Source organism: Blautia sp. OM06-15AC (assembly GCF_003481425.1).
GTDB classification, from domain to species: domain Bacteria; phylum Bacillota; class Clostridia; order Lachnospirales; family Lachnospiraceae; genus Fusicatenibacter; species Fusicatenibacter saccharivorans.
Genome location: NZ_QULD01000013.1, coordinates 1 through 20,177 on the forward strand (window position 1 = coordinate 1; position 20,177 = coordinate 20,177).

At 47.7% G+C, this 20,177-nt stretch carries 24 protein-coding genes and 2 pseudogenes; 1 reads left to right on the forward strand and 25 read right to left on the reverse strand.

The window, feature by feature from the left end; all coding sequences use genetic code 11:
• From mobQ to DXB83_RS13940, 5 genes are all read right to left on the reverse strand, one after another.
• Positions 1 to 877, reverse strand: an 877-nt coding sequence (gene mobQ, locus DXB83_RS13920; protein ID WP_147399380.1) for a MobQ family relaxase, incomplete at its 3' end; no start/stop codon positions are given.
• Positions 878 to 1,061: 184 nt separating this feature from the next.
• Positions 1,062 to 1,283, reverse strand: coding sequence for a DUF4318 domain-containing protein (locus DXB83_RS13925; protein ID WP_006876003.1), 222 nt, complete (start codon positions 1,281 to 1,283; stop codon positions 1,062 to 1,064).
• A gap of 376 nt (positions 1,284 to 1,659) precedes the next feature.
• Complete coding sequence (locus DXB83_RS13930) at positions 1,660 to 1,956, reverse strand: DUF3847 domain-containing protein (RefSeq protein ID WP_118212517.1); 297 nt, start codon at positions 1,954 to 1,956, stop codon at positions 1,660 to 1,662.
• Positions 1,949 to 2,290: a DeoR family transcriptional regulator gene (locus DXB83_RS13935; protein WP_003020305.1), complete on the reverse strand. Its 342-nt coding sequence runs from the start codon at positions 2,288 to 2,290 to the stop codon at positions 1,949 to 1,951. The genes DXB83_RS13930 and DXB83_RS13935 overlap by 8 nt, the downstream gene beginning before the upstream one ends.
• A complete protein-coding gene (locus DXB83_RS13940) occupies positions 2,287 to 2,475 on the reverse strand; it encodes a hypothetical protein (RefSeq protein ID WP_117844090.1) in 189 nt (62 codons plus the stop codon). Before DXB83_RS13940 ends, DXB83_RS13935 begins: the two co-directional genes overlap by 4 nt.
• A gap of 483 nt (positions 2,476 to 2,958) precedes the next feature.
• Between DXB83_RS13940 and DXB83_RS13950 the strand changes: the two genes are divergently transcribed.
• Positions 2,959 to 3,765 (forward strand): helix-turn-helix domain-containing protein, encoded by an 807-nt coding sequence (locus DXB83_RS13950; protein WP_109258343.1) that lies wholly within the window; start codon positions 2,959 to 2,961, stop codon positions 3,763 to 3,765.
• Between the two features lie 95 nt (positions 3,766 to 3,860).
• Here DXB83_RS13950 and DXB83_RS13955 read toward each other — a convergent pair whose 3' ends face one another.
• From DXB83_RS13955 to DXB83_RS14055, 20 genes and pseudogenes are all read right to left on the reverse strand, one after another.
• On the reverse strand, positions 3,861 to 4,511 hold the full coding sequence (locus tag DXB83_RS13955; protein ID WP_025579830.1) for a hypothetical protein: 651 nt from the start codon (positions 4,509 to 4,511) through the stop codon (positions 3,861 to 3,863).
• Positions 4,512 to 4,558: 47 nt separating this feature from the next.
• Complete coding sequence (locus tag DXB83_RS13960; RefSeq protein WP_005930833.1) at positions 4,559 to 5,176, reverse strand: Type 1 glutamine amidotransferase-like domain-containing protein; 618 nt, start codon at positions 5,174 to 5,176, stop codon at positions 4,559 to 4,561.
• Positions 5,177 to 5,227: 51 nt separating this feature from the next.
• Complete coding sequence (locus DXB83_RS13965; RefSeq protein ID WP_117844092.1) at positions 5,228 to 5,605, reverse strand: TnpV protein; 378 nt, start codon at positions 5,603 to 5,605, stop codon at positions 5,228 to 5,230.
• On the reverse strand, positions 5,565 to 5,837 hold the full coding sequence (locus DXB83_RS13970) for a helix-turn-helix domain-containing protein (protein ID WP_002592127.1): 273 nt from the start codon (positions 5,835 to 5,837) through the stop codon (positions 5,565 to 5,567). The genes DXB83_RS13965 and DXB83_RS13970 overlap by 41 nt, the downstream gene beginning before the upstream one ends.
• Before the next feature lie 161 nt (positions 5,838 to 5,998).
• Positions 5,999 to 6,097 (reverse strand): annotated as a pseudogene (locus DXB83_RS17415) (Maff2 family mobile element protein); the annotation flags it as partial.
• Between the two features lie 21 nt (positions 6,098 to 6,118).
• On the reverse strand, positions 6,119 to 7,729 hold the full coding sequence (locus tag DXB83_RS13975; RefSeq protein WP_002605633.1) for a recombinase family protein: 1,611 nt from the start codon (positions 7,727 to 7,729) through the stop codon (positions 6,119 to 6,121).
• 100 nt (positions 7,730 to 7,829) lie between these two features.
• Entirely contained in the window at positions 7,830 to 8,012 is a 183-nt protein-coding gene (locus DXB83_RS13980; protein ID WP_002605634.1) for a transposon-encoded TnpW family protein, read from the reverse strand.
• Entirely contained in the window at positions 8,009 to 8,866 is an 858-nt protein-coding gene (locus DXB83_RS13985; protein ID WP_002605635.1) for an ATP-binding protein, read from the reverse strand. Before DXB83_RS13985 ends, DXB83_RS13980 begins: the two co-directional genes overlap by 4 nt.
• Positions 8,863 to 9,621, reverse strand: a complete 759-nt coding sequence (locus tag DXB83_RS13990; RefSeq protein ID WP_002605636.1) for a phage replisome organizer N-terminal domain-containing protein — start codon at positions 9,619 to 9,621, stop codon at positions 8,863 to 8,865. Before DXB83_RS13990 ends, DXB83_RS13985 begins: the two co-directional genes overlap by 4 nt.
• On the reverse strand, positions 9,611 to 9,802 hold the full coding sequence (locus DXB83_RS13995; protein ID WP_006058351.1) for a hypothetical protein: 192 nt from the start codon (positions 9,800 to 9,802) through the stop codon (positions 9,611 to 9,613). Before DXB83_RS13995 ends, DXB83_RS13990 begins: the two co-directional genes overlap by 11 nt.
• A gap of 186 nt (positions 9,803 to 9,988) precedes the next feature.
• The gene (locus DXB83_RS14005; protein ID WP_002602093.1) at positions 9,989 to 11,611 is read right to left on the reverse strand and encodes a relaxase/mobilization nuclease domain-containing protein; all 1,623 of its coding nucleotides are present in this window, start codon (positions 11,609 to 11,611) and stop codon (positions 9,989 to 9,991) included.
• On the reverse strand, positions 11,583 to 11,981 hold the full coding sequence (locus DXB83_RS14010) for a plasmid mobilization protein (protein ID WP_002602094.1): 399 nt from the start codon (positions 11,979 to 11,981) through the stop codon (positions 11,583 to 11,585). Before DXB83_RS14010 ends, DXB83_RS14005 begins: the two co-directional genes overlap by 29 nt.
• A 533-nt stretch (positions 11,982 to 12,514) precedes the next feature.
• Positions 12,515 to 12,718 (reverse strand): helix-turn-helix domain-containing protein, encoded by a 204-nt coding sequence (locus tag DXB83_RS14015; RefSeq protein ID WP_002602095.1) that lies wholly within the window; start codon positions 12,716 to 12,718, stop codon positions 12,515 to 12,517.
• Positions 12,708 to 13,154 (reverse strand): RNA polymerase sigma factor, encoded by a 447-nt coding sequence (locus tag DXB83_RS14020; protein ID WP_002602096.1) that lies wholly within the window; start codon positions 13,152 to 13,154, stop codon positions 12,708 to 12,710. Before DXB83_RS14020 ends, DXB83_RS14015 begins: the two co-directional genes overlap by 11 nt.
• A 204-nt stretch (positions 13,155 to 13,358) precedes the next feature.
• Positions 13,359 to 14,126: a class I SAM-dependent methyltransferase gene (locus DXB83_RS14025; protein ID WP_002602097.1), complete on the reverse strand. Its 768-nt coding sequence runs from the start codon at positions 14,124 to 14,126 to the stop codon at positions 13,359 to 13,361.
• A gap of 213 nt (positions 14,127 to 14,339) precedes the next feature.
• Positions 14,340 to 14,794, reverse strand: a pseudogene (locus tag DXB83_RS14030) (helix-turn-helix domain-containing protein).
• 81 nt (positions 14,795 to 14,875) lie between these two features.
• On the reverse strand, positions 14,876 to 16,795 hold the full coding sequence (gene tet(32) / locus DXB83_RS14035; RefSeq protein WP_002602099.1) for a tetracycline resistance ribosomal protection protein Tet(32): 1,920 nt from the start codon (positions 16,793 to 16,795) through the stop codon (positions 14,876 to 14,878).
• A gap of 835 nt (positions 16,796 to 17,630) precedes the next feature.
• Positions 17,631 to 17,771 (reverse strand): Maff2 family mobile element protein, encoded by a 141-nt coding sequence (locus DXB83_RS14045; protein ID WP_091132270.1) that lies wholly within the window; start codon positions 17,769 to 17,771, stop codon positions 17,631 to 17,633.
• A 57-nt stretch (positions 17,772 to 17,828) separates the two neighbouring features.
• On the reverse strand, positions 17,829 to 19,640 hold the full coding sequence (locus DXB83_RS14050) for a VirD4-like conjugal transfer protein, CD1115 family (protein WP_118697768.1): 1,812 nt from the start codon (positions 19,638 to 19,640) through the stop codon (positions 17,829 to 17,831).
• Positions 19,637 to 20,113, reverse strand: a complete 477-nt coding sequence (locus DXB83_RS14055) for a PcfB family protein (protein WP_118697769.1) — start codon at positions 20,111 to 20,113, stop codon at positions 19,637 to 19,639. The genes DXB83_RS14050 and DXB83_RS14055 overlap by 4 nt, the downstream gene beginning before the upstream one ends.
• Positions 20,114 to 20,177: the final 64 nt, after the last annotated feature.

The following is a 20,177-nucleotide window of genomic DNA, read 5'->3' on the forward strand; positions in this document are numbered from 1 at the left end:
CCGCCTTTTGTGCAAGCAGTTCTTTCCGTTTTTCTCCCAGCTCGGTAATCCAGCCTTTGAGGTTTTGGATAAGCTGCCGGATGGACTTCATCAGACTGTTGGCGGCTCTGATTTCCCGGTTCAGGTTTCCGATATTCGTCTGGATACCACGCTTTTCCATCTGCCGGACAGCAGCCCCCTCATGGACAGTGGGGACAATATCAAGCCCCTGTCTGGCATAGGAACGCAAGTCCACACGCTCCGGACGGTCATTGGCTTCCAGATAGCGGTTCTGGATGACCTCCCATTCATGCCGCCAGATTTCGCAATACTTCTGGTCGTTCCAATCCACCGTATCCTCCTTGTGGCTTTTCCATCTGCCGGACGGAAGTTTTATCCGTTCCCCGTTTTCGTCAAGGTCATAAACCTTGCGGCTCTTGGGAAGCCATTTTCCATGTTCGTCCATTGCCCTCATAGTGAGCATGACATGGGCGTGGGGATTGTGTCCCGGCGGATGGGGGTCATGGATTGCAAAATCAGCAATCATGCCTTTGGAAACAAACTGCTGCTCACAAAACTCCCGGACAAGGACAGCATACTGGTCGGGTGGTATCTCTCTTGGAATGGTAAGCACCCACCGCCTTGCAAGCTGGGAGTTCCATTGCTTTTCCACCGCTTCGGCGGCGTTCCATAAGGTATTGCGGTCTGCATACGACCGTGGGGCGTTTGCCGGGAGCAGAATTTCATTGTGGACAATACCACGCTTTTCCGGGTAGTGCTTCACTTGCTGGTCGTATTCACAGAACAGCTTTTCGCCGCTTTGGTAAGCAGCGGCGGCAACCGCAGACTGCCGCTGGCTGCGCTGAACAATCGTGATTTCGTTGTGTGGGCAGGGCATTTCGTGTCCCTCCTTTCGGTAATTGGTGGATGAGGTGGCGTTTTACCACCCCACCTTGGGCAGAAAAAAAGCAGGAGACCTTTTCAGATTTCCTGCTTGGTGTGCCACTGTGTAGGCGGCGGGTATTTAGTTGTGAAAGTTCGGGGCAAGTTGACCCGATGTGTAGGGAATGAAAAACTGGAAATTATTTTTCTTTGCATTTTATACCGTAATTTCCCCTACTACCATTTTCGTAGCCCCGATATATTTCATATCTTTTTCCATTTATCTCCACTTCGTCATCGTTAATAAATGTATAAGACTCGCCATTTTCTTCACAATATTTTGAAATTGCTTCCATAGTTTTTGCAAGAGTTGGGTAATTGGTACTATCCTCATAAGGAACCCAAAAAGCCTTTTTAAACATATAAAATACCTCCTTCTAATTTGTTAAATAATCCACGAATTTTCAAATCTTTGTAAAATAATAGTATCATACAACTTCGCAAAAGTCCACTTATAACTTCTAATTTGTTGCTGTCTTTATTATACTGCATTGCCTATCGAAAAGATAGTATATTTTATGAAACTTGTCGGCTGGGAACAGCTTGTAGCGCAAGGTGTCCCCAGATGGCAAGTCCACAAAAGGGTAGCTGGCGGCAGCCAGCGCAGGGGAAGCGTAGCGTCCCCTGTTTGATTTGGAGCAGACCATGACTGCGGAAAATTACAGCCCTCCGGCGAGGAGCCTTCGGAGAACGCAATGCACCAACCTCTGGGCGGTGTATAATTGCGCCCTTAGTAAACTAAGGGGGTTCCGGCTTCTTCCGTTCCAGCAGTTTTTTCAATAGTTCCTGCGTGTCCTGCCTGTGAAAAATGAGTTTCAATAACAGCATGACATCATCATCTGTCAGGCGTTCCGGCTCTTGCAGAAAACTTTCCAGCATACCGCCACGGGTACAGAGCCGGTGCGTCCGTTCCTTTCGGGTAAGCTGCTTTAACTGGTGCTGCAATGCCTTTTCATCATTGATGGCTTTCCGCAGTTTCTTTTCGCTTTTCTCCAACTCCCGGTTGAGCTTTTCCAGCTTTGAGGTATCAGGCAAGGGCAGCGTCCTCCTTTCCCGGTATCAGCACATAAATTCTATTCGGTTCTCCCACGCCCTGACGCACCCGCATGATAAGTCCGGCGGTTTCCAGTTCATTCAGAGAACGCTTGACCGTCATGGGGCTGCGGGACAGGACTGCGGCAATGGCTGTGACAGGAAAGCAGACAAACAGGATTCCGTTCTCGTCCTCCTGCCCTTTGGATAGCATAGCGTCCAACATCCGGCAGTACATGACCTTTGCGGTGCTGCTGACTGGAAATCCTGTCAACGCTCTGGGAAATGGCATACAGGGCGGCAAGGGTGTGTCTATCGTCATAAATTCAAAATTCATTCGGTGTGTTCCTCCTTTTTCTTTGCTCGTTTGGATAAATAACGGGGGCAGTCAATCACAACCGCTCGGAAGCTCTGCTTGCACCCATGCTGGCATTTCCGGCATAATTTGTTGTAAGTGACACGCCCCCGGTCATTGAGGTAAAAGGAAAGCTCATGCTTCCGCTTTTTGCTCATTCTCGGCATATTGCATTTCCTCCTGTTTTAGTGTATGGTTTCGGGGCGATTTTCGGCAAAATTACGGTCATAGAGCCGCTTAAAATCTCCCGAAGTATCAACGATAGGGTAGACTATCCCCCTATCAGATTGTCGTGTTTCGGTATCATTTCGGTGTCAGTTCGCCAGTTCTCCCCGGTGTCGTTCCTCCCCTGAATCTCACAGCGGCGTATCGCTCCCTTTGGTATGCTCGTTTCGGTCAGGGTTCCTCCACATCCCTGCCAAAAGTCATGGCACTACATCGCCGGGGAAGCATATCCCACACAGGCTGGTCATTCGATTGGAATAATCCATCGATGAACTACCTGTATCATAGAACATTTTTGTGCCCTGTGCCGTATGTCCACAAAGTAGGAATTAGGGGTAAAAATCGGAAATTTCCACGATTGCGGAAAGTGTGATATAATCCAGTTAAGCGGCAGAAATACAACCGCTGGAAAGGAGCGTGCGCCCATGAAAGGAGCAACTACCATACAGGAACGTCTTTGGGAACTCCGCAAGGACAAAGGCTTAAATTTGGAAGAATTATCAGAGCTGACGGGCATTTCCAAATCAGCTCTTGGAAGTTATGAGAAAGAGGATTATAAGGAAATCAATCATGGCAACCTTATCACGCTGGCAGACTTCTATGAGGTTTCCGTTGATTATCTGCTGTGCCGGACAGAGAACCGGGAACAGATCAACACACCATTAACAGGGCTTCATTTGAACGATGAGATGGTGGCACTTTTGAAAAGCGGTCGAATTAACAACCGTCTGCTCTGTGAGCTTGCCACTCATAAGGATTTTATCAAGTTTCTTGCGGATATTGAGATTTATGTAGATGGGATTGCCACCATGCAGATTCAAAACCTCAACGCCCTTGTCGATACTGTCCGGCATGAAATCATTGAACGGTATCGCCCCGGCGAAGATGACCCCCATTTGAAAGTGCTACAAGCCGCCCATATCAGCGATGATGAATATTTCAGCCACATGGTGCTGGATGATCTCAACCTCATTATCCGGGATATTCGGGAAGCCCACAAAAAGGATAGTGAAAGTGCCCCACAGACCACCGTTGCCGATGAACTGAAAGAAAATCTGGAAGCGGTCGAAAAATTCAAGGGTAGTCGGGATGAAAAGCTGGTCATCCTTTATTGCAAGCAACTCGGTATCAACTATAAAAATCTGTCGGAAGAAGAATTCCGCTGGCTCATTCGGATTCTCAAAAAATCAAAGAAAATGGGAACGCCTATCAGCCAGAGGAAAAAACGGTAACAAAAAACCGCTGTTGCATGGTTGTGTTAGCTTCCATGTAGCAGCGGTTTATGCTGTGGTTATTCAGTTGAAATTTCAGAAAGACAGGCTGGAATTTATGAACTTAATGCCGTTACCAATGATAAATATCTTTCTGTCTTTTTCTTAATATCATCTTCACTAACACCATAATAGATATACAAATCTTTTGAAATTTTCTCAAACTGTTTCATTACTTTCTTGTTTCCAGAATAAGATATACCGAATATATTCCAAATATAATCTATCTCCATCTCAAGAGAATCATCACCGATTCTTATTTCATATAGATGAAAGTTCATAGGAATTACATTATCTGGCATTTCGGCAATCATTTCGCTTCGAGTCTTTATTTTACAAAAATATTCTCTGACAGATTCTTCATTAGAAACATCCGGCTTTGGAATATCCTTCATTTCACCTAAAACTTCTGGTTTATGCTGTAAAATCAAACTCTCCTTTAGGTTTTTTTGTTGTTCAATATATTTTCTCTCAGTTGAATTAGTTTCAATTAGATTGTAGGTATTCATTGCATATTGTACCAATTCATCAAGAGTATGTGAATCTGCAACCACTTTCTTCTCTACTATCTTACGTCTATATCTGTAGATAATATTTCGTATCCTTACTTTTAGAGGCTTTTTCCGTGTTCTGCCAGCTATAAAAATACTTGTTGGGCCATCTGCACCACCTATTATTGAAACTTCACTTTTGCTTTTTTCTTTCATAAGTGTTCATCCTCGCAAATTGGAATTTGACTAATCCTACATGTGCATCATATTACACTCATGTAATTATCCTCTACATAAACAGCTTTTCCATCAGCAAGCTTAATCTCATCTTTGCCGTTCGGTAATACTGTTGTTTCAGAACCATTCCAATGGGGGATAATAGGATTGTCAATAATATGTAATCCATCTGTTAAATTTCCCGCCGCATACATACTTCCTGCACTGATTCCGACATATATAAGTCCGTTTTTAATTGCATTATTAAGTATTCTATCAAAACCAGTTCTAGACATTTCACGACAAAGCACAGATACATCACCACCACTGACAAAAACAGCATCAAATTGGTTTAATTCTTCAAAAGTTAATAGCCTTGTAAGCATAAACGGGGTTGTAACATACGAAGAATAGGTTCTTTGATAGTCTTTTGAAAGAATTAATTCCAGATTGTACACTAATATATTTTCGTACTGAATTCCCATTAGAAAGAGTTCATGAAAACATATTGCAAGCGACTCTCTTGCACCATCTGTTTCAATGCCAGCTGTTGGAATATAAAGCACTTTCACATCCTTCGGACACTTTCCAATAATATCAAAGAATTTCTCTTTCATCTTATCGGTCAACCCTGCAGATGTAAGAAATAGATGTTTTCCATTCATATTCTTTTACCTCGTCAAACTCCGATTTATCATAATCATTCTACCATACCGTTATGAATAAATCATCTCATGCAAAACAATTTCTTCTGCCCGATTGTGAATGTTATTGCAACGCTGCACCCATTCCATCTGACAGATACTCTTTAATTCTTCTGTGACCCCCTCAGCAGCTTTCATCTGCTCTATGATTGTACCTAATCGCTTCTGTGCCTGTTCGTTCAGATCTGCAAGATATGTCCATAATTCCCCTGTCAGGGTCAATGTATTCAATCTGGCTGGGTGGACTTCTCTTAAATATTCCCGGTGCATCCGTCCGTACTTTCCGATAGGGCGGTGTTCCTCCGGCAATTTCAAATCTGGGATGTAGTAATCTCCGACAAGGATATAATCAATTCCGTTTTCTGTTATTCTTGGTTTCAATTCGCTCATGTTCCTTACCTCCTGTGGAAGCAGGCTCGTCTGGTACTAACTCAATCACATCGGTAATCTCACAATTCAGCGTTTCGCAGATACGGGCTAATGTGTCCATGCTGATGTGCTTTCCCTCTTTGCTCATGTTGGCAATCATATTCGTTGTCATACCGGCGGCAAGCCTTAAATCTTCTTTTCTCATATCACGCTCTAACAGTGTATGCCAGAGTGGTTTATAGCTGATGTGCATATTGCTTTCCTGCCTTTCTATCCATACCACCGGGGCGGCTGCCCCGGCAGGAACTTTTCTCTTATTATAACACCAATCTTGTGTAATCACAATTTATTCTTGTATCTTGCCGCTGATACCGTCTGGATTGTGCTTTTCCTTTCTTTTTGTTCCCTTTAATTAGCCATAAACTGCTTAACACCCTGCGACTTTGCTGATGTGTGATAAAGAAGTAGTAGAAGTGTAAAAAATTTTGCCGTTCCTATCCGGCGTTTGCGCATTGCGCCGGATAGGTCGGGCGGTCATTCGGGCAGGTCTACCTTGCCAACGAAAGAGTAATAAATATCAATGTCCTGTCTGCGTGTGCCGTTCTCGTCATAGCTGCACTCATGCACAACGATTTTCTCCACAAACTCACGCAAAAGGGTAGGGGTAAGTTCTTCAAAGCTGGTGTACTTGCGGACAACATTCATAAACTTTTCTGCGTTTACCGTGGCTTCCTGCGCTTTGGAAAGCTCTGCCCGGATAGCGGCGGCTCTCTCTTTCAGTTCTTTCTGCTCGGCTTCATAGTCTGCCGACAGCTCCGTGAAACGCTCGTCTGAAATGCGCCCGGTCACGCTGTCCTCATACAGCCGCTTGAAGATAGCGGATAACTCGCTGATACGCTTCTCGGCGGCTTCCAGCTCCTTTTTCCTTGCGGCGTTCCTGCGCTTGCCCCCGTCCTCGTTCTGCTCGATCAGCAGCTTCATAAACCGGGCTTCGTGCTTCGCTGCATAGCTGGTGACTTTCCGCAGATTGTCGGTCACTCCGGCGGTCAACAGGTCGGTGCGGATAAAGTGCGCCGTACAGTCACGGGTACGCTTCTTGTAGCTCCCGCAGATATAACAATCCTGCTTGCGGGTGGCGTTCTGGTAACGCTGCTGGTAAAGGACGCTGCCGCAGTCGGCACAAAAGAGTATGCCGGAGAATAAGCCCACTTCATCATAGCGGTTCGGGCGTTTGCGCTGCTTGCGTAACTCCTGCACACGCTCCCACATCTGGGTGTCAATGATAGGCTCATGGTGGTTCTCGAAAATCGCCTGTTTCTCAATGGGGTTCTCTACGCTGTGCTTGGTCTTGTAGGACGGCTTCTCCGTCTTGAAGTTTACCAGACAGCCCGTGTACTCCCTGTTTTCAAGGATATGTACCACGGTATTGGTCGCCCACTTGCACTCATAGCCGGGGTGGTAGCGGCGGGTGCTTCCCGTCCGACGGTATTCCAGCGTTCCCGGCGTGGGGATCTCCTGCTCTGTGAGCATACGGGCTATCTTGGTCGGCCCGTTCCCGGCAAGGCACAAGCTGTAAATCTGCCGCACAACAGGGGCGGCTTCCCCGTCAATGATAAAATTTTCGTCCTCGTCCATAAAGTAGCCGTATACGGGTTTGCTCGTGACGGGCTTCCCGCTCATACCCTTAGACCGTTTTACTGCTTTGATTTTCTTGCTCGTATCTCTCACCAGCCATTCGTTAAAAATGTTCCGCAGAGGGGCAAAATCATTGTCGCCCTGTGCGCTGTCCACTCCGTCATTGATAGCGATAAAGCGGACGCCTTTCTGTGGGAAAATCATTTCCGTATACATTCCCACTTGCAGATAGTTTCGCCCTAACCGTGACATATCCTTGACGATAACGGTGCCGACTTTTCCGGCTTCAATGTCCGCAAGCATGGCTTGAAAACCGGGTCTTTGGAAGTTCGCCCCAGAATAACCGTCATCTGTGTACCATTGCAGATTGGAAAAGCCGTTCTGCTTCGCATAGGTTTCAAGAATACGCTTCTGGTTTGAAATAGAATTGCTCTCACCTTGCAGCTCGTCCTCGTGGGATAATCTCGGATAAAGGGCGGTAATAAGGTTTCGGGTGGTCTGTCTTAACATAGTGTCCTCCATTTCCGACAGCCAGCCCCACTATTCCGTATGACTATCATACCACACGCCGGGGCTGGCTGTACAGTCCTTTCTGCTTCTTTACGTCCCGTCAAATTGCCGATTTTTGTGTAGCAGCTTCCGCTTCCAGCACTTTCAGCATTTTATCGGCGGCGGTGGCGGTGGTGTCCTGCTTGAAATAGCCGGAAACGACAAGGACAGAATTACCTATGCGGATTTCCGTCACGCAATCCGGGCGGCGGGTGCTGCGGTCATTCTTTGGGGTGTTGGTCATAGGCGGCTCTCCTTTCTGTTCATCAGCTTTTTCAGTTGTCCCATTTTCTCCTGCGCCGTGGCTTTTCGGAAGTTGCTCCCGGTAAAGCGGACAGGAGAACACATTTCAATCAGACGGTCATAAATGCGGGCGTGGGCGGTGTCCTCCGGGTGCTGCAAGTCCTCCAGCGTGAGATTAGTCGTGACGATCAGCGGCCTGCCGCTGCGGTAACGGCTGTCAATCACGTTGTAGACCTGCTCTAAGCCGTATTCCGTTCCCCGTTCCATTCCAAAATCGTCAAGGATAAGCAGCGGGAAGCTGCAAAGTCGGGAGATATATTCATTCCTGCCCTCAAAGCTGGCGGCAAGGTCACCCAATATCAATGCAAAGTTTGTCATGCACACGGGGATTTCACGCTCCATAAGGGCATTTGCGATACAGCCCGCAAAATAGCTCTTGCCTGTGCCAACGCCGCCCCATAGCAGATAGCCAATGTTGCGCTCTTTCATGGTTTCCCAGTTCTCCACATAGAAATGGGCGTGTTCCATTTGCGGGCACTTGCCGTTGTCGTTCTCAAACGTCCAGCCCTGCATAGCCGGGTCTGTAAAGCCCCGCCGCTTCAACCGCTCGACAGTTTCAAGGTGACTGCGCTGTTTCTCTGCGGCTTCCCGTTCCTCACGCTCTGCCCGCTGGCAGTCACATTCTGCCGGGTGGCGGTCACGCCCCAGCCATGCGGCGGTTTCTTTGGGGAAATAGCCCTCTTTGGGCTTGTGGCACTTCCCGCAGTATAAAAGCCCGTCCTCGCCGGTGTAGTCCTCCGGCTCCGGCGTGGTGTCGGTCATATTCAAAATCATTTCATCAAATCCATTCGTCATAAGCTCTCGCCCTCCTTACAGGTATAATCGGGTATGCCCTTTTTCGGGGCTTTCTTGGCTGCGTCCTCCTGCGCCCACTTGAAAATCGTGGCTGCATGGCTCTTGTATTTCCTCCCGCTGGAAGCGATATGGCAGGATAGGCGGTCAATGTAATACTCCCACTTGCCGGGAAGCTCTGTTTTCAGCCCGTCAAGCTCCGTATCGGAAAGAATGACATTGTGGTATCTGCCATAGGCGGCGGGGGCGGGGTGTCCCGTTTCTAACTCTCTCTCTTTTTCTATTTCTATATCTATCTCTTTCTCTATCTCTATCTCTGGTGGACAAATGTCCGCTCGATATGGTGGACATTTGTCCGCCCCTGTCTGCGGCAGGGCTTTTTGTTCCTGCAAAGCCAGCCGCGCCCTGCGCTTGCGCTCCCCCTCGGTAGAGGACTGGCCGATTAAAAGCTCAATGTTGCTCATGTAGAGTGCGCCGCTTGGCAAAGGCTCCACAAGCCCCAGCTTCATAAAGATTTTCAAAGCTCTCTCTACGGTACCTACCTGCTGGCGGGTAATGGTCGCAATCATCTGGGCGGTGTAGGGGATATTCTCGTCAAGCTGCAATTTCCCGCCGTTTTTCAGCGATTTCAAGTACAGCTTCAAGAGAATGTTGGAATAGATAACGCCGTCCTGCATACTTTCCAGCAGAACGATTGCATCATCGTCAAAATAGCTCTCTTTCAGCTTGAGGTAGTAATATTTGCGGTTATCTGCCATAGGCTGCGTCCTCCTTTTTCCAGCGTTTGGAATAATAGCGAGGGCATAGTATGATAACCGCCCGGAAGCTCTGTTTGCAGTCACGGGTGCAGCCCCGGCATAGGTCGTTGTAAGTGATACGGTTGCGGTGGTTGAGGAAGAAAGACCATTCCAGCCGCCGCTTCTTGCTCATTCTCGGCAATGGTAAGCTCCTTTCTGCCGTTCCTATCGGTGTAGCGGGATAGGGGGCATTTTCTGTATGTTCTCGGTATCATTTTCGGGCTTTTTCTGCCCTGTAAGCCCCGTTTGGAAGTCGGGGAGTATTGCGGTAAGGGTTCATATCATACCTGTATTTTTGTAGGGTTTCGGTATCATTTCGGGGCGGTCTTTAACGCTCCTGTTCACGCTTTTTCTGCTGGCTCGGTGCGCCCCTTAAAATCTGGTCGATATTGCGTCTGACTGTCTGAAGCTCCTGCGCCCGCTGGCGTTTCTCCCGGTAGTCGTTATATCCGGCGTTCTTCTGGACGGTAAGCTGCTCAATCTCCCTTTGCAGGGCTTTGCTGGCTGGCAGCTTGGTTATTCCATGCTCCCGGAAATAACGGGCGGCTGTGTCCGCTATGATAAAATCGCTTTCGTGCTGTTCCCGGTAGGCTCTCCGGGCTTTCTCCGATTTCTGCGCTTTCAGACCGTCACGGGCGGGCTTCGTGCCGATATAGCCCAAAAGGTTGCGCTGCAATTCCTTTTTCTCCCGGATAGCGGCTTCCAGCCCTTTCAGTCCGGCAAGGCTCTCCTGCGTGGCGGTGTTGGCTGCGGAAATGGCAGCGTCCAGCTCGTCCGGGGAAGAAAAGCCATACTGCTGGTAGAGCATGAGGGTAGCCGACATCTGTTTGAGGTTGTGCATGGTCGCCCACTTCTCATAGCCCCGTCCTTTCCCCTCGGCTCGCTTGGCGGCTATGTCTACCATGCGCTGTACAGCGTCATTGTTCGGGGCGTTTTTCGCTTCTTTTTTCGTCCGTAAGCGGTCTTTGATACTGCCGGGGTATTCCGCTATGGCTGCGGGTTTTTCGGCGGCTCTGGCGGCGTTCTGCTCCAAAACGGAGAGGACAGCAGCCCGGTCAAAATCGTCCCCCAGCTTCCGGGCGGTAATTGGCTTCGTCCTGTCCGGCGTGAGGTAACTTAGCCGCCCCCGGCTCTCCTTGACGGTCACACCATGCCGGAGAAGCAGGGCGGCAAACTCATCAAAGCCGGAAGCAGCGGCAAGGGCTTCCCGGATAGTCCGGCGCAGCTTCGCCTTATCCGTTTCAAACTTGGTCTGCCGGGGCGCGATACCGTCCGCAGCAATAGGGGCGTTGGCTCTGTCAAGGGCAGCCTGTCCTTTCTTCTGCGCCCAATACTCACGCTCGGTAATGCGTTCTTTGCTGCCGTTCAAAAGGTCTATCTGGTAAAGCCCCTCGCTGTGGCACATCTCCATGACTTCGGCTTTCAGATAGTTCATAGCTGCGTCCGTACAGCGGTGCTTGCAGCCTGCTTTCCTGTCCGCTGGCCTGTCCATGTGGGGCAGCATGGGAACCTCCGCAATCCGCAGACTGTTAATGACGATATGCACATGGATATTTTCGGTGTGGCTGTGTCCGTCCGGGTGGGTGCAGACAAGGGCCTGGTGTCCGGGGAAATGCTCGGCGCAGAACTTCTCGCCCAGCTCCTGCGCCCGATCAACGGTCAAGCCGTTGTCCGGGCCGTCCCGTGGGTCAAAGCTGATGATGTAGTGGTGGCTCTTTACGTCCTCCCGTTTCTGGTTCTTGCCGTAGCGGAGATTGGAGCGCATACAGGCAACGGCAAAATCCTCCCCGCCACAATTCAGAGAGGATATGCGGTAGTCTACCCTCGGTATGAGCCGCCCGTCTGCGTCAAGGGTGGGCTTCATGGTAAACTCGTCATGCTCGAATGTGAGGTATTTTTCAGCGTCCCCGTAGTTGGCATTTTTAGAGCTGATATGTTTGAGTATCGCCAACGGCTTCACCTACTTTCTGCAAGACTTCAAACTTCAAGGCGGCAAGGTCGGCGGCGGCTCCCCGCACTTCCTTTTCCAGCCCCCGGTAGGGGCTTCCGTATTCGTTCAGGCTCCGGGCAATCTGGTTTAAGTTGCCGCCGATTTTCCCGTACTCTGCCGTGAGCTTGGAGAGGGCGGCAAGCAGCCCGTCATTGACCGGGGAAACGGTGACAATGGGGCGTATGGTCGCTTTCCGTATGGCTTGCCGGATAAACTCGGACTGGCTGATTTCATAAGCCGCCAGCCGCCCGGTGAAGTCGGCGTATTCTTCATCGGTCATGCGGGTCTTTACCACATGACGGCGGTGGGGCGTATTGTATTTCTTTCGCATGGTCTGTGACCTCCTTTCTCGCCCGACAGGGCGCATAGCAGGGTTTGGGGAAGGCACTCCCCAACAAGATTCCCGCAGGGGCAAAAATAAGCGGAGAGCGAATTTTGGCACCTCGGTAGAATCTTGCTCTGAAAAACTCCGGCGTTCCCCGGCTCCCGTCCTTTCCGCTAACAAAACGTTTCAAAAGGGCTTTGCTACCCGCTATTCCGGCTTATCTTGAAAATTTTCCTTTCACTACCTACAACACCACGCAAAGCAAAATGGACGGAGATTTTTAGAATTTCCCCTCTATTCCCTACAACACCACGCAAGCCGGAATAGGCGGACAATGGCAGTATTTTTTTCTTTGATACCCTCTACGGATAAGTAAGGGATTTTGCCAACTGCGGCGGCTATTTTCCCTTTTGTTTTTTCATACTGGGGATTTTCAAAAATGCCAAACAGGAACGAAAAAAAGCAGCAAATCTGTTGAATAGATTTACTGCTTTCTGGTTGCCGGCGAAGCGGCGGTTATTCAGTTGTAGGCGGTAGGGCTATCTCCCAAAGCGGAACTTGAAAATAGCTGTGAGAAGCGTCTGGGTGATGTAGTCCTCTGTATCTTGGTCTACCCGTCCATTCACACGGGCGGCACATTGTATGCGGCGGCGGTAATACTGCAATACAGTTCCCACCGCTTCCGGCTCCCCGCTGGCGGCTTGGACGATTGTTTCATAGGGGAGAAGCCTATTATTTCTCATATGCCATTCCCTCCATTTCCGCTTGGAGCTGCCGTAGGGCTTTTCGGATATGGTAGCCCGCTGTGCTGCGGCTGCGCCCGTACTGTCTGCCAATTTCGTGCTGTGGAATACGCTTGAAAAAGGACAGGTAAATCATTTCCCGCTCCCGTTCGTCCAGCCGTGACAGGGCTTCCGCAAGTAAACCGCTGCTGAAAATGACCGTATCGCCGCAAAGGGTAAGTATGTATTCCTCGTCCGGCTCCGGGGCTTGGAAATATTCATCTGTCGTGCCTAAAGGGTAGTGCTTTTCGTCTGTGAGGTATTCAAGGGATATTTCTCTTTTGTGCTTCCTGCTCCGTGTCCTCGCTGCGTTGATCGTTGCATTTCGGATAACGACTTTGCAAAAGGCATGGAAAGTGTACTCGATATGTTCCCGATATTCTTCTGTACAGGTCATGGAAAATCCCCCTTTCCTCCCAAAAGGGCTGTGGCTGGTTAGTAGTTGCTTTTTATGATAGTAAGGGGCGGCAGCACTTTAGGCTGTCGCTCCTTGACTGCCTAACTGCAAAACCGGGCGGGGCTGTCAACGGCGGGCGAAGCCCGTTCATCTTGACCGTTGACTGGCTCGGCCGGGTTTGCTATTTATCCGGCAAACTTGAATTTATTTTAAGCTATCACGTTTTACCTTTTTAAGCCTTACTATCATTACCATAGGAATTTCTTTATTGTTTTTGAAACATTCTTCATAAAATCCATCAATGACAAATCCAGCTCTGAAACAAAGGTTAAAAATATCTTGTATGGAACGATGATAATAAATCTGCTCCTCCGGCTGCCCTTCGATCGCTATATCATAGTAACTGTGCGGTGTCATATATTTTTCAGTCAATGTGATAAAACAAGGGTGCTGCGTTGCAAAGACAAAAATCCCGTTTTCCTCCAATAGTTCATAAACAGCCATAAAAAGCGGTTCAATATCCGTAATATCCATAATTGCCATATTAGAAACTGCTTTCGTAAAGGCTCGATTTCTTTTTAATCCTAATAAGCTTTCTCTATTGGTCGCATCCGCTACGCAAAACTCAATTTGTTTTGCATATTGTGATCGCCGTCTTTTAGCCAATTCTATCATTTTTTTGCTGTAATCAAAAGCGACGACCGAAGCGCCTCTCTGTGCAAGATACGAAGAATAATTTCCATTGCCGCACGCAATATCCAAAATGTAATCCGAAGGATCAGGAGAGAGAAGTTCCGTTACTTTGGGACGTACTACCTCTCTGTGAAATTCATTGGATTCGTCACCCATTGCATCATCCCAAAATTGTGCGTTTTTCTCCCAGATCTTTTTGCTTTCCTCTGTTCCCATGTTCTCTCCCACTCCCAAAATTTGCCTTTTTGCTTCCATTAAATCTTCCTTACTATATTCCATTGTTACCCTCCATAACTTCTGATTGTTGCCGTCTTGACTATTATGTATCTTTTCTTTCCAAAATGGTATAGGCTTTTATTTTTATAATGCTGCAAAACTTTTCTTCTGTAAGGTATTCAAAGGATATTTCCCTTTGCCGCCGCTATTGGAAAGCCAAAAGCAGCGGCTTTTTTACGCGATATGACCGAAAAGACTAGAAAGCAGGATATGTCATCATTTGTCATTTCTTCTCAATGTAATAACTGCATGGCATATCAAGCCAAATACAAGAGAAAAACAGCCACCGCCAAATAGTGATGCTCCCCACCCTGCACCCGACATTGTCATAAAACCGCCAACAAAGAAAATACCAATGCCAAGAAATATCCCGACACCATAAAAAAGTCCAATTGCCATATCATACTTATTAAATTGTCGTTTCTCTTTTTTTCACATGTTTCCATTTTTGTTATTACCTCCTTCGCAAAATCGTCCATGTGGACTCCAAAAAGAAAACAAATTTTTTTCAACGTATTTAAATCGGGTTCATTAACATCTCTCTCCCAATTCGATAGCGCCTGCCGGGTAACATTCAATTTCCCAGCCAGTTCTTCCTGTGTCATTCCCGATTGTGTTCGCAGATGACGTATTTGCTTTCCTGTTGTAATATCCGTCTGTTTCTGGTTCAAAATGGTTCCTCCTCTCTGATGCTGATTTTATCAATGATATTTCGCAATAGCCAGCAATGAACGTTTGCATTGCGCAAGATGTTACATTATCTTCTGAAACATATGCCGGATCTTGTCTAAACGGCTGTTCGGGCGGCGTGGCTGAAACACAGGCTCGCCGGAAGTTTCCTGATACCCTTTTAATTCTGTAATGCAGACACTTCTTCCATTTGTATAAAAATTCAAATCATTTCTATATTCACCAATACAACGGGCAGGGATTTCCCCCTTAAAAATAACTTCATCTTTTTCAAGTCTGGTTGATTCAATGATTGCGCAATACTTTGGTGCGTCATTATAAGCCCGTGAAAGATATTCCTGCGGTGCAAAAAGGGTAAAGGAAAGGTATGGTTCCAACAGTTGTGTTCCTGCTTTTTTCAATGCCTGCTCCAACACGACAGGCGCAAGAAAACGAAAATCAGCGGGGGTGCTGACCGGGCTGTAATAAACTCCATAATCAAAACAAATTTGGCAGTCTGTCACTCCCCAGCCATATAAGCCCTGCTCCATTCCATAACGCACACCCTCCATGACGGCATTTTGAAAACTTTGGTTTAAATAGCCGAGAGATACCTCGCTTTTATATTGTGTTCCGCTTCCAACAGGAAGCGGTGTTACAGTCAAACCAATAGATGCCCAAAACGGATTCGGCGGCACTTCAATATGAATCGTGTAGCTCGCTTTTTTTTGCGGTCTTTCCAGATAAATAACCGAAGGCTCTTTCATAGCCACGCCCACATGATATTTTTCTTCTAATAGCGAACAAATAACTTCTAACTGTACTTTTCCCAAAAAAGATAATATAATCTCATGTGTAACAGTATCAATGTCAAAATGCAAAAGAGGGTCTGTATCAGCAATCTCTGTGAGGGCATTTAACAGGGCTTCCCTTTGCTCCGGCTTTTGCGGCTCTACCGTTGTCCGAAGTAATGGCATGGGATTATCAATCCGTGTTTTGTGAGGCAGGAGTTTTTCATTTCCCAGAATGTCGTTCAGTTTCAAAGTATCATCAGCTAAAATAACAATTTCTCCCGGACAGGCATGGTCAACCGGGACGATTTCACCATTTGACGGAATACACATTTCTGTAATCTTTATTTTTTCCTTTTTTGACAGCAGCAGGGTATCCCGTAAATGGAGCGTCCCATGATACAGGCGTAAATAAGAAAGCCGTTTTTTCCTCTCTGTATACTCAACCTTAAAAACATATCCACATAATTCAGACTGAATATCGTCTGTTTCTGTAATGAAAGTTTCTGTAATCGCTTCAATCAGTTTTTCTGTTCCTAAATTGTCTTTTGCACTCCCATGATAAACAGGAAACAAAGAGCAGCATCTGGTTCTTTTGCACTTTTCATATTGTAATTCCTGTATATCCAAAGAATCCTCTGCAACATATCGTTCTAATAGTTCATCGCTTCCGGAAATAATCATATCCCATTTGTCCAAATCAGAAATATCGGTCATGGTTATCTTTGGCGACAGGGAAACCTCCTGCATGACAATCATATCACTGGTAAGTTTATCTTTAATGCTTTGGTAAACACGCCGCAGGTCGATCCCATTTTGGTCTATCTTATTTATAAAGATAATTGTCGGAATGTCCATTTTCTGAAGCGCATGGAATAATATACGGGTTTGTGCCTGTACGCCGTCTTTTGCCGAAATGACTAAAACAGCTCCGTCAAGGACAGATAAAGAGCGGTATGCTTCGGTTAAAAAATCCATATGACCGGGAGTGTCCACGATATTGATTTTATAATCATTCCAGCAAAAAGAAGTAACCGCTGTCTGAATGGTAATTCCGCGCTGCCGTTCCAAAATCATAGTGTCTGTTCTTGTAGTTCCTTTATCCACGTTTCCTTGTTCCGCAATCGCTCCACTGGTGTACAGCAGGCTTTCCGTCAATGTTGTTTTTCCTGCGTCTACATGGGCGAGAATTCCAATATTGATTATTTTCATGTGATTGTCCTCCTTTTACAGCCCCAAAAGGGCATAAAAATCCCCAGCAGTAAAATACTTTTACCACTGGGGATTATAATTTGCGGACATACACATATACAGCATACACCTGTTTGTGATTGCTGTTTTTCGGATATGTCAAAATTGATAAGGCAAAAGTATTTTTAAATTGGGTACAAAAAACCAAGCCCCCACAAAAGGGACTATCATAATCCTTTGTTCCCACTATTTGATTATAGTTTTATTTAAGAATACCTTGCCGCATATTTTTTACTCCTTTTTTGGAATGATGCTATTATATCACATTAGTTTTAGGAAAGAAAGTACCTAAAAGAAATTTTTCTTCCCCTTATATGTAACAATCATACCGACTTTCTGGCGTTCAGAATGGTTTCTGCTGTCTGCTGTGGTGTTTGGTTGGAATTGTCCAGCCAAAAGCCGATCCGTGGTGTTGTCTGCATAAATGTATCGTATAAGGTTTCAACCGTAAAGCCGGAATAGCCTGTTTTCTCCCTGTATCGTTCCCTTCCTTTTATTGTTTCCACATCTGGACAAAGAACGACAACCTCAACAGGGTATTTATGCGGCACAAAAAATATGTACATGTAACTAATTCAACACATTTATAATTTGAATAGGGACATTATAGCATTTACTAAATACAAATTCAATGTATACGGAAATAAAGATATAAGGAGTGGGAAGGATTCCGCCGTAGTCGGCATTGTAGGAAAATCCAAAAGTTTAGATTTTCCCACAATGCTTATCTTTTGGTCTTTGGTTCGGAATAGTGTAGTGCTGGCGGTCTATCTCTTGTTTTCGGTTGCTTGCTTCCTTACCGTACATGAGCATTGCTGGCCGGGTTATCCTGACCGTAACCTTCCAGAAGGTTGATGCCGCCCCAAACACACAGCGCACCGCCGAGGCCCACAACGATAGTCTGCAAAGTAGTAACCGCACTATTGAAAAATTCCATAAATTTACCTCCATAATTTTAGATTGATATGATTTGTTGATAAGGGAAAGCCGCCGGTCATTCGTTCACGGCGGCCATATCTTCATCCGACAGGTCTATGTCGTAGAGGTCAAAGGTTTCCTCCTGCGAAACCACTCGCTGCCGTTTCCGGCGCAGGGCGGTCAAGTACCTGTCCACGTCAAAATAGTTTTTCTTGTCGGCGTCGGAAAGGTATTTATAGCGGGGGTGACGGGTAATGTCATATTTCTCACTGAAAAACGGCCTGACACCGCGCACCTGCAAAATACACTTGCCTCCGTCCATCGTTGCGATTTCGTCCTGTGACATCAACTCCTTTCCTAACTTCTGATAATTCAATCCGTGAGAGGTCTGTGCGCCCCGGTTTTCGCTCTGGTTGTAGCTGTCGATAGTTTCTTTGCCCAGCACGTCAGAGATTTCCTTGGCGTTCTTGCCCCGCCCACTAAGAAAAAGCGTACAGTCGCAGTTGTCGGAAATGATTTCCGCAGCGTCCTTGTAGATGGCCTTTAACTGTGACTGGCTTTGCAAAATAATAGAAGCCGAGATTTCACGGCTTCGGATGGTGGCGATCAGCTTGTCAAAGTTGGGTATCTGGCCGATGTTCGCAAACTCGTCCAGTATCATGCGGACGTGAACCGGCAGCCGCCCGCCGTATTTATCATCGGCCCGGTCACAAAGCAGGTTGATAAGCTGGCTCTGTACCATTGCCAGAATGAAATTAAAGGTTGTGTCCGTGTCCGACATAATCAGGAAAAGCGCCGTTTTCTCGTCCCCGATGGTGTCAAGTTCCAGTTCGTCGTCCTCCATCAGCTCCCGCACCTCGCGGATGTCAAACGGGGCCATTCTTGCGCCCGCGCTGATAAGGATTGAGGAACGGGTCTTGCCCGCCGAAAGCAGGAATTTTTTATACTGTCGGACGGCAAAGTGGTCGGGGGCGCGTTCTTCCAATCGCTCAAACATCATATCCACCGGCGATTGAAATTCCGGGTCGTCCTCGCGAGCTTCACTGGCATTTATCATTTCAAGCAGCGTCGTGAAGTTCATTTCTTCCTCCGGCGCTTCCTGCCAGATATAGCCGATCAGGGCCGTGTAGAACAGCCGTTCCGATTTCACCCAAAAATCTTCGGCGGATTTTTCGCCCTCGCCCTTGGTGTTGCAGATCAGGGTGTTTACCAGCTTCAACACGTCTTTTTCCGAGTGCAGATACCGAAACGGGTTGTATTTCATGCTCTTGGAAAAATTGATGGTGTTCAGCACTTTCACGCGGTAGCCGCTGCGGATAAGGAGCTGGCCCACTTCACCGATCAAGCTGCCCTTGGGATCGGTTATCACAAATGAGGTTGGATAGTCCTTGGACACACATTGCATCAGGTTCGGCTTCACGAAGAACCGGGTCTTGCCGGAGCCGGAACCGCCGATTACAAGAACATTTTTATTTCTTGCGGTTTTGGGGTCTTTCGGCCTGTTGTTCATGGTAAGCCGTTCCGTCTGTGTCAGCAGAATGTTGTTGTCAAAATTGGGGTCGATATAGGGGGCTATATCCTTGGGGCCGCCCCATCGGGCGCTGCCATACTCCACACCTTTGCGGTATTTCTTGGCGTTCTTGCCTTTGCAGTACACCATAAGCCGCAGCGCCGCAGCACCGGCGACGCCGATCAGCAGGTCAAAGAGGTGGAAGCTGGGGGCGGCACTTTCAAAGGCCGCCGCGCAGCCATCCGCAAAGTGCAGGAGCTTTTGGGAAAGGTCGATGCCCTCCGCCAGCCGGTACGCCTGCCCCAGCTTGCCGAACAGATAGACAAACAGCAGATAGGGCAGATTGGCGATTATCAGTTTTTTCATTTCCGGCTTCATCGTGACAGCCCCCTTTCTTTGAATTTTTCCTTGGCCCGGTCAGCGTTGCGGGCCGCTGCCTTTTCCTTGCTTGCGGCAATGTTCTTGCGGATCGAGGGCCGTTCCTCCCGCTGCAACTTCTTGGCCGTGAACTCCTTGAACGCCTGTTCCATGTTGCCGGCGTCCTTGGCCTTGAAAATCACGATGTAGTGCGGGGGCTGGGTAGTGGCGTCTTTTCGCAGCGTGAAGTCCACGCCGTATTTCTTGGCACAGGGCTTAAACAGTCCAATGTTGGCATCGGTGATCTCGATATTGGACAGGGCCGCCCCGTGCTTTTTGAGCTGCTTTAGGCTCTGCTGGCCGTGGTGCAGCTTGGTCTTGCCCTTGTTTTGGGTTTCCAGAAACTTGCGGGCCGCCGCTTGCAGCACTTGGATTGTCAGCTTGGCCGATTTGATAGAAAAGGCTATTGTCTTTTGGGTTACTTCCTCCTGCAATCGCTATCCCTCCTTTCGCAGAAGTGCGGCGGGACGGTTAAGGTGGCACCGTCAGCCGCCGCAG

Bases quoted from the DNA above. Each gene is read 5' to 3' on its own strand.
- DXB83_RS13970 (WP_002592127.1), bottom strand. From the start codon at position 5,837: ATGCACATCAGCTATAAACCACTCTGGCATACACTGTTAGAGCGTGAT.
- DXB83_RS13985 (WP_002605635.1), bottom strand. From the start codon at position 8,866: ATGACGAATGGATTTGATGAAATGATTTTGAATATGACCGACACCACG.
- DXB83_RS13940 (WP_117844090.1), bottom strand. From the start codon at position 2,475: ATGCCGAGAATGAGCAAAAAGCGGAAGCATGAGCTTTCCTTTTACCTC.
- DXB83_RS14020 (WP_002602096.1), bottom strand. From the start codon at position 13,154: ATGACCTGTACAGAAGAATATCGGGAACATATCGAGTACACTTTCCAT.
- DXB83_RS14025 (WP_002602097.1), bottom strand. From the start codon at position 14,126: ATGGAATATAGTAAGGAAGATTTAATGGAAGCAAAAAGGCAAATTTTG.
- DXB83_RS13925 (WP_006876003.1), bottom strand. From the start codon at position 1,283: ATGTTTAAAAAGGCTTTTTGGGTTCCTTATGAGGATAGTACCAATTAC.
- DXB83_RS13955 (WP_025579830.1), bottom strand. From the start codon at position 4,511: ATGAAAGAAAAAAGCAAAAGTGAAGTTTCAATAATAGGTGGTGCAGAT.
- DXB83_RS13990 (WP_002605636.1), bottom strand. From the start codon at position 9,621: ATGGCAGATAACCGCAAATATTACTACCTCAAGCTGAAAGAGAGCTAT.
- DXB83_RS14050 (WP_118697768.1), bottom strand. From the start codon at position 19,640: ATGAAGCCGGAAATGAAAAAACTGATAATCGCCAATCTGCCCTATCTG.
- DXB83_RS13980 (WP_002605634.1), bottom strand. From the start codon at position 8,012: ATGACCAACACCCCAAAGAATGACCGCAGCACCCGCCGCCCGGATTGC.
- DXB83_RS13950 (WP_109258343.1), top strand. From the start codon at position 2,959: ATGAAAGGAGCAACTACCATACAGGAACGTCTTTGGGAACTCCGCAAG.
- DXB83_RS14010 (WP_002602094.1), bottom strand. From the start codon at position 11,981: ATGCGAAAGAAATACAATACGCCCCACCGCCGTCATGTGGTAAAGACC.
- DXB83_RS13960 (WP_005930833.1), bottom strand. From the start codon at position 5,176: ATGAATGGAAAACATCTATTTCTTACATCTGCAGGGTTGACCGATAAG.
- DXB83_RS14045 (WP_091132270.1), bottom strand. From the start codon at position 17,771: ATGGAATTTTTCAATAGTGCGGTTACTACTTTGCAGACTATCGTTGTG.
- DXB83_RS13965 (WP_117844092.1), bottom strand. From the start codon at position 5,605: ATGAGCGAATTGAAACCAAGAATAACAGAAAACGGAATTGATTATATC.
- DXB83_RS13975 (WP_002605633.1), bottom strand. From the start codon at position 7,729: ATGTTAAGACAGACCACCCGAAACCTTATTACCGCCCTTTATCCGAGA.
- DXB83_RS13935 (WP_003020305.1), bottom strand. From the start codon at position 2,290: ATGAATTTTGAATTTATGACGATAGACACACCCTTGCCGCCCTGTATG.
- DXB83_RS14015 (WP_002602095.1), bottom strand. From the start codon at position 12,718: ATGAGAAATAATAGGCTTCTCCCCTATGAAACAATCGTCCAAGCCGCC.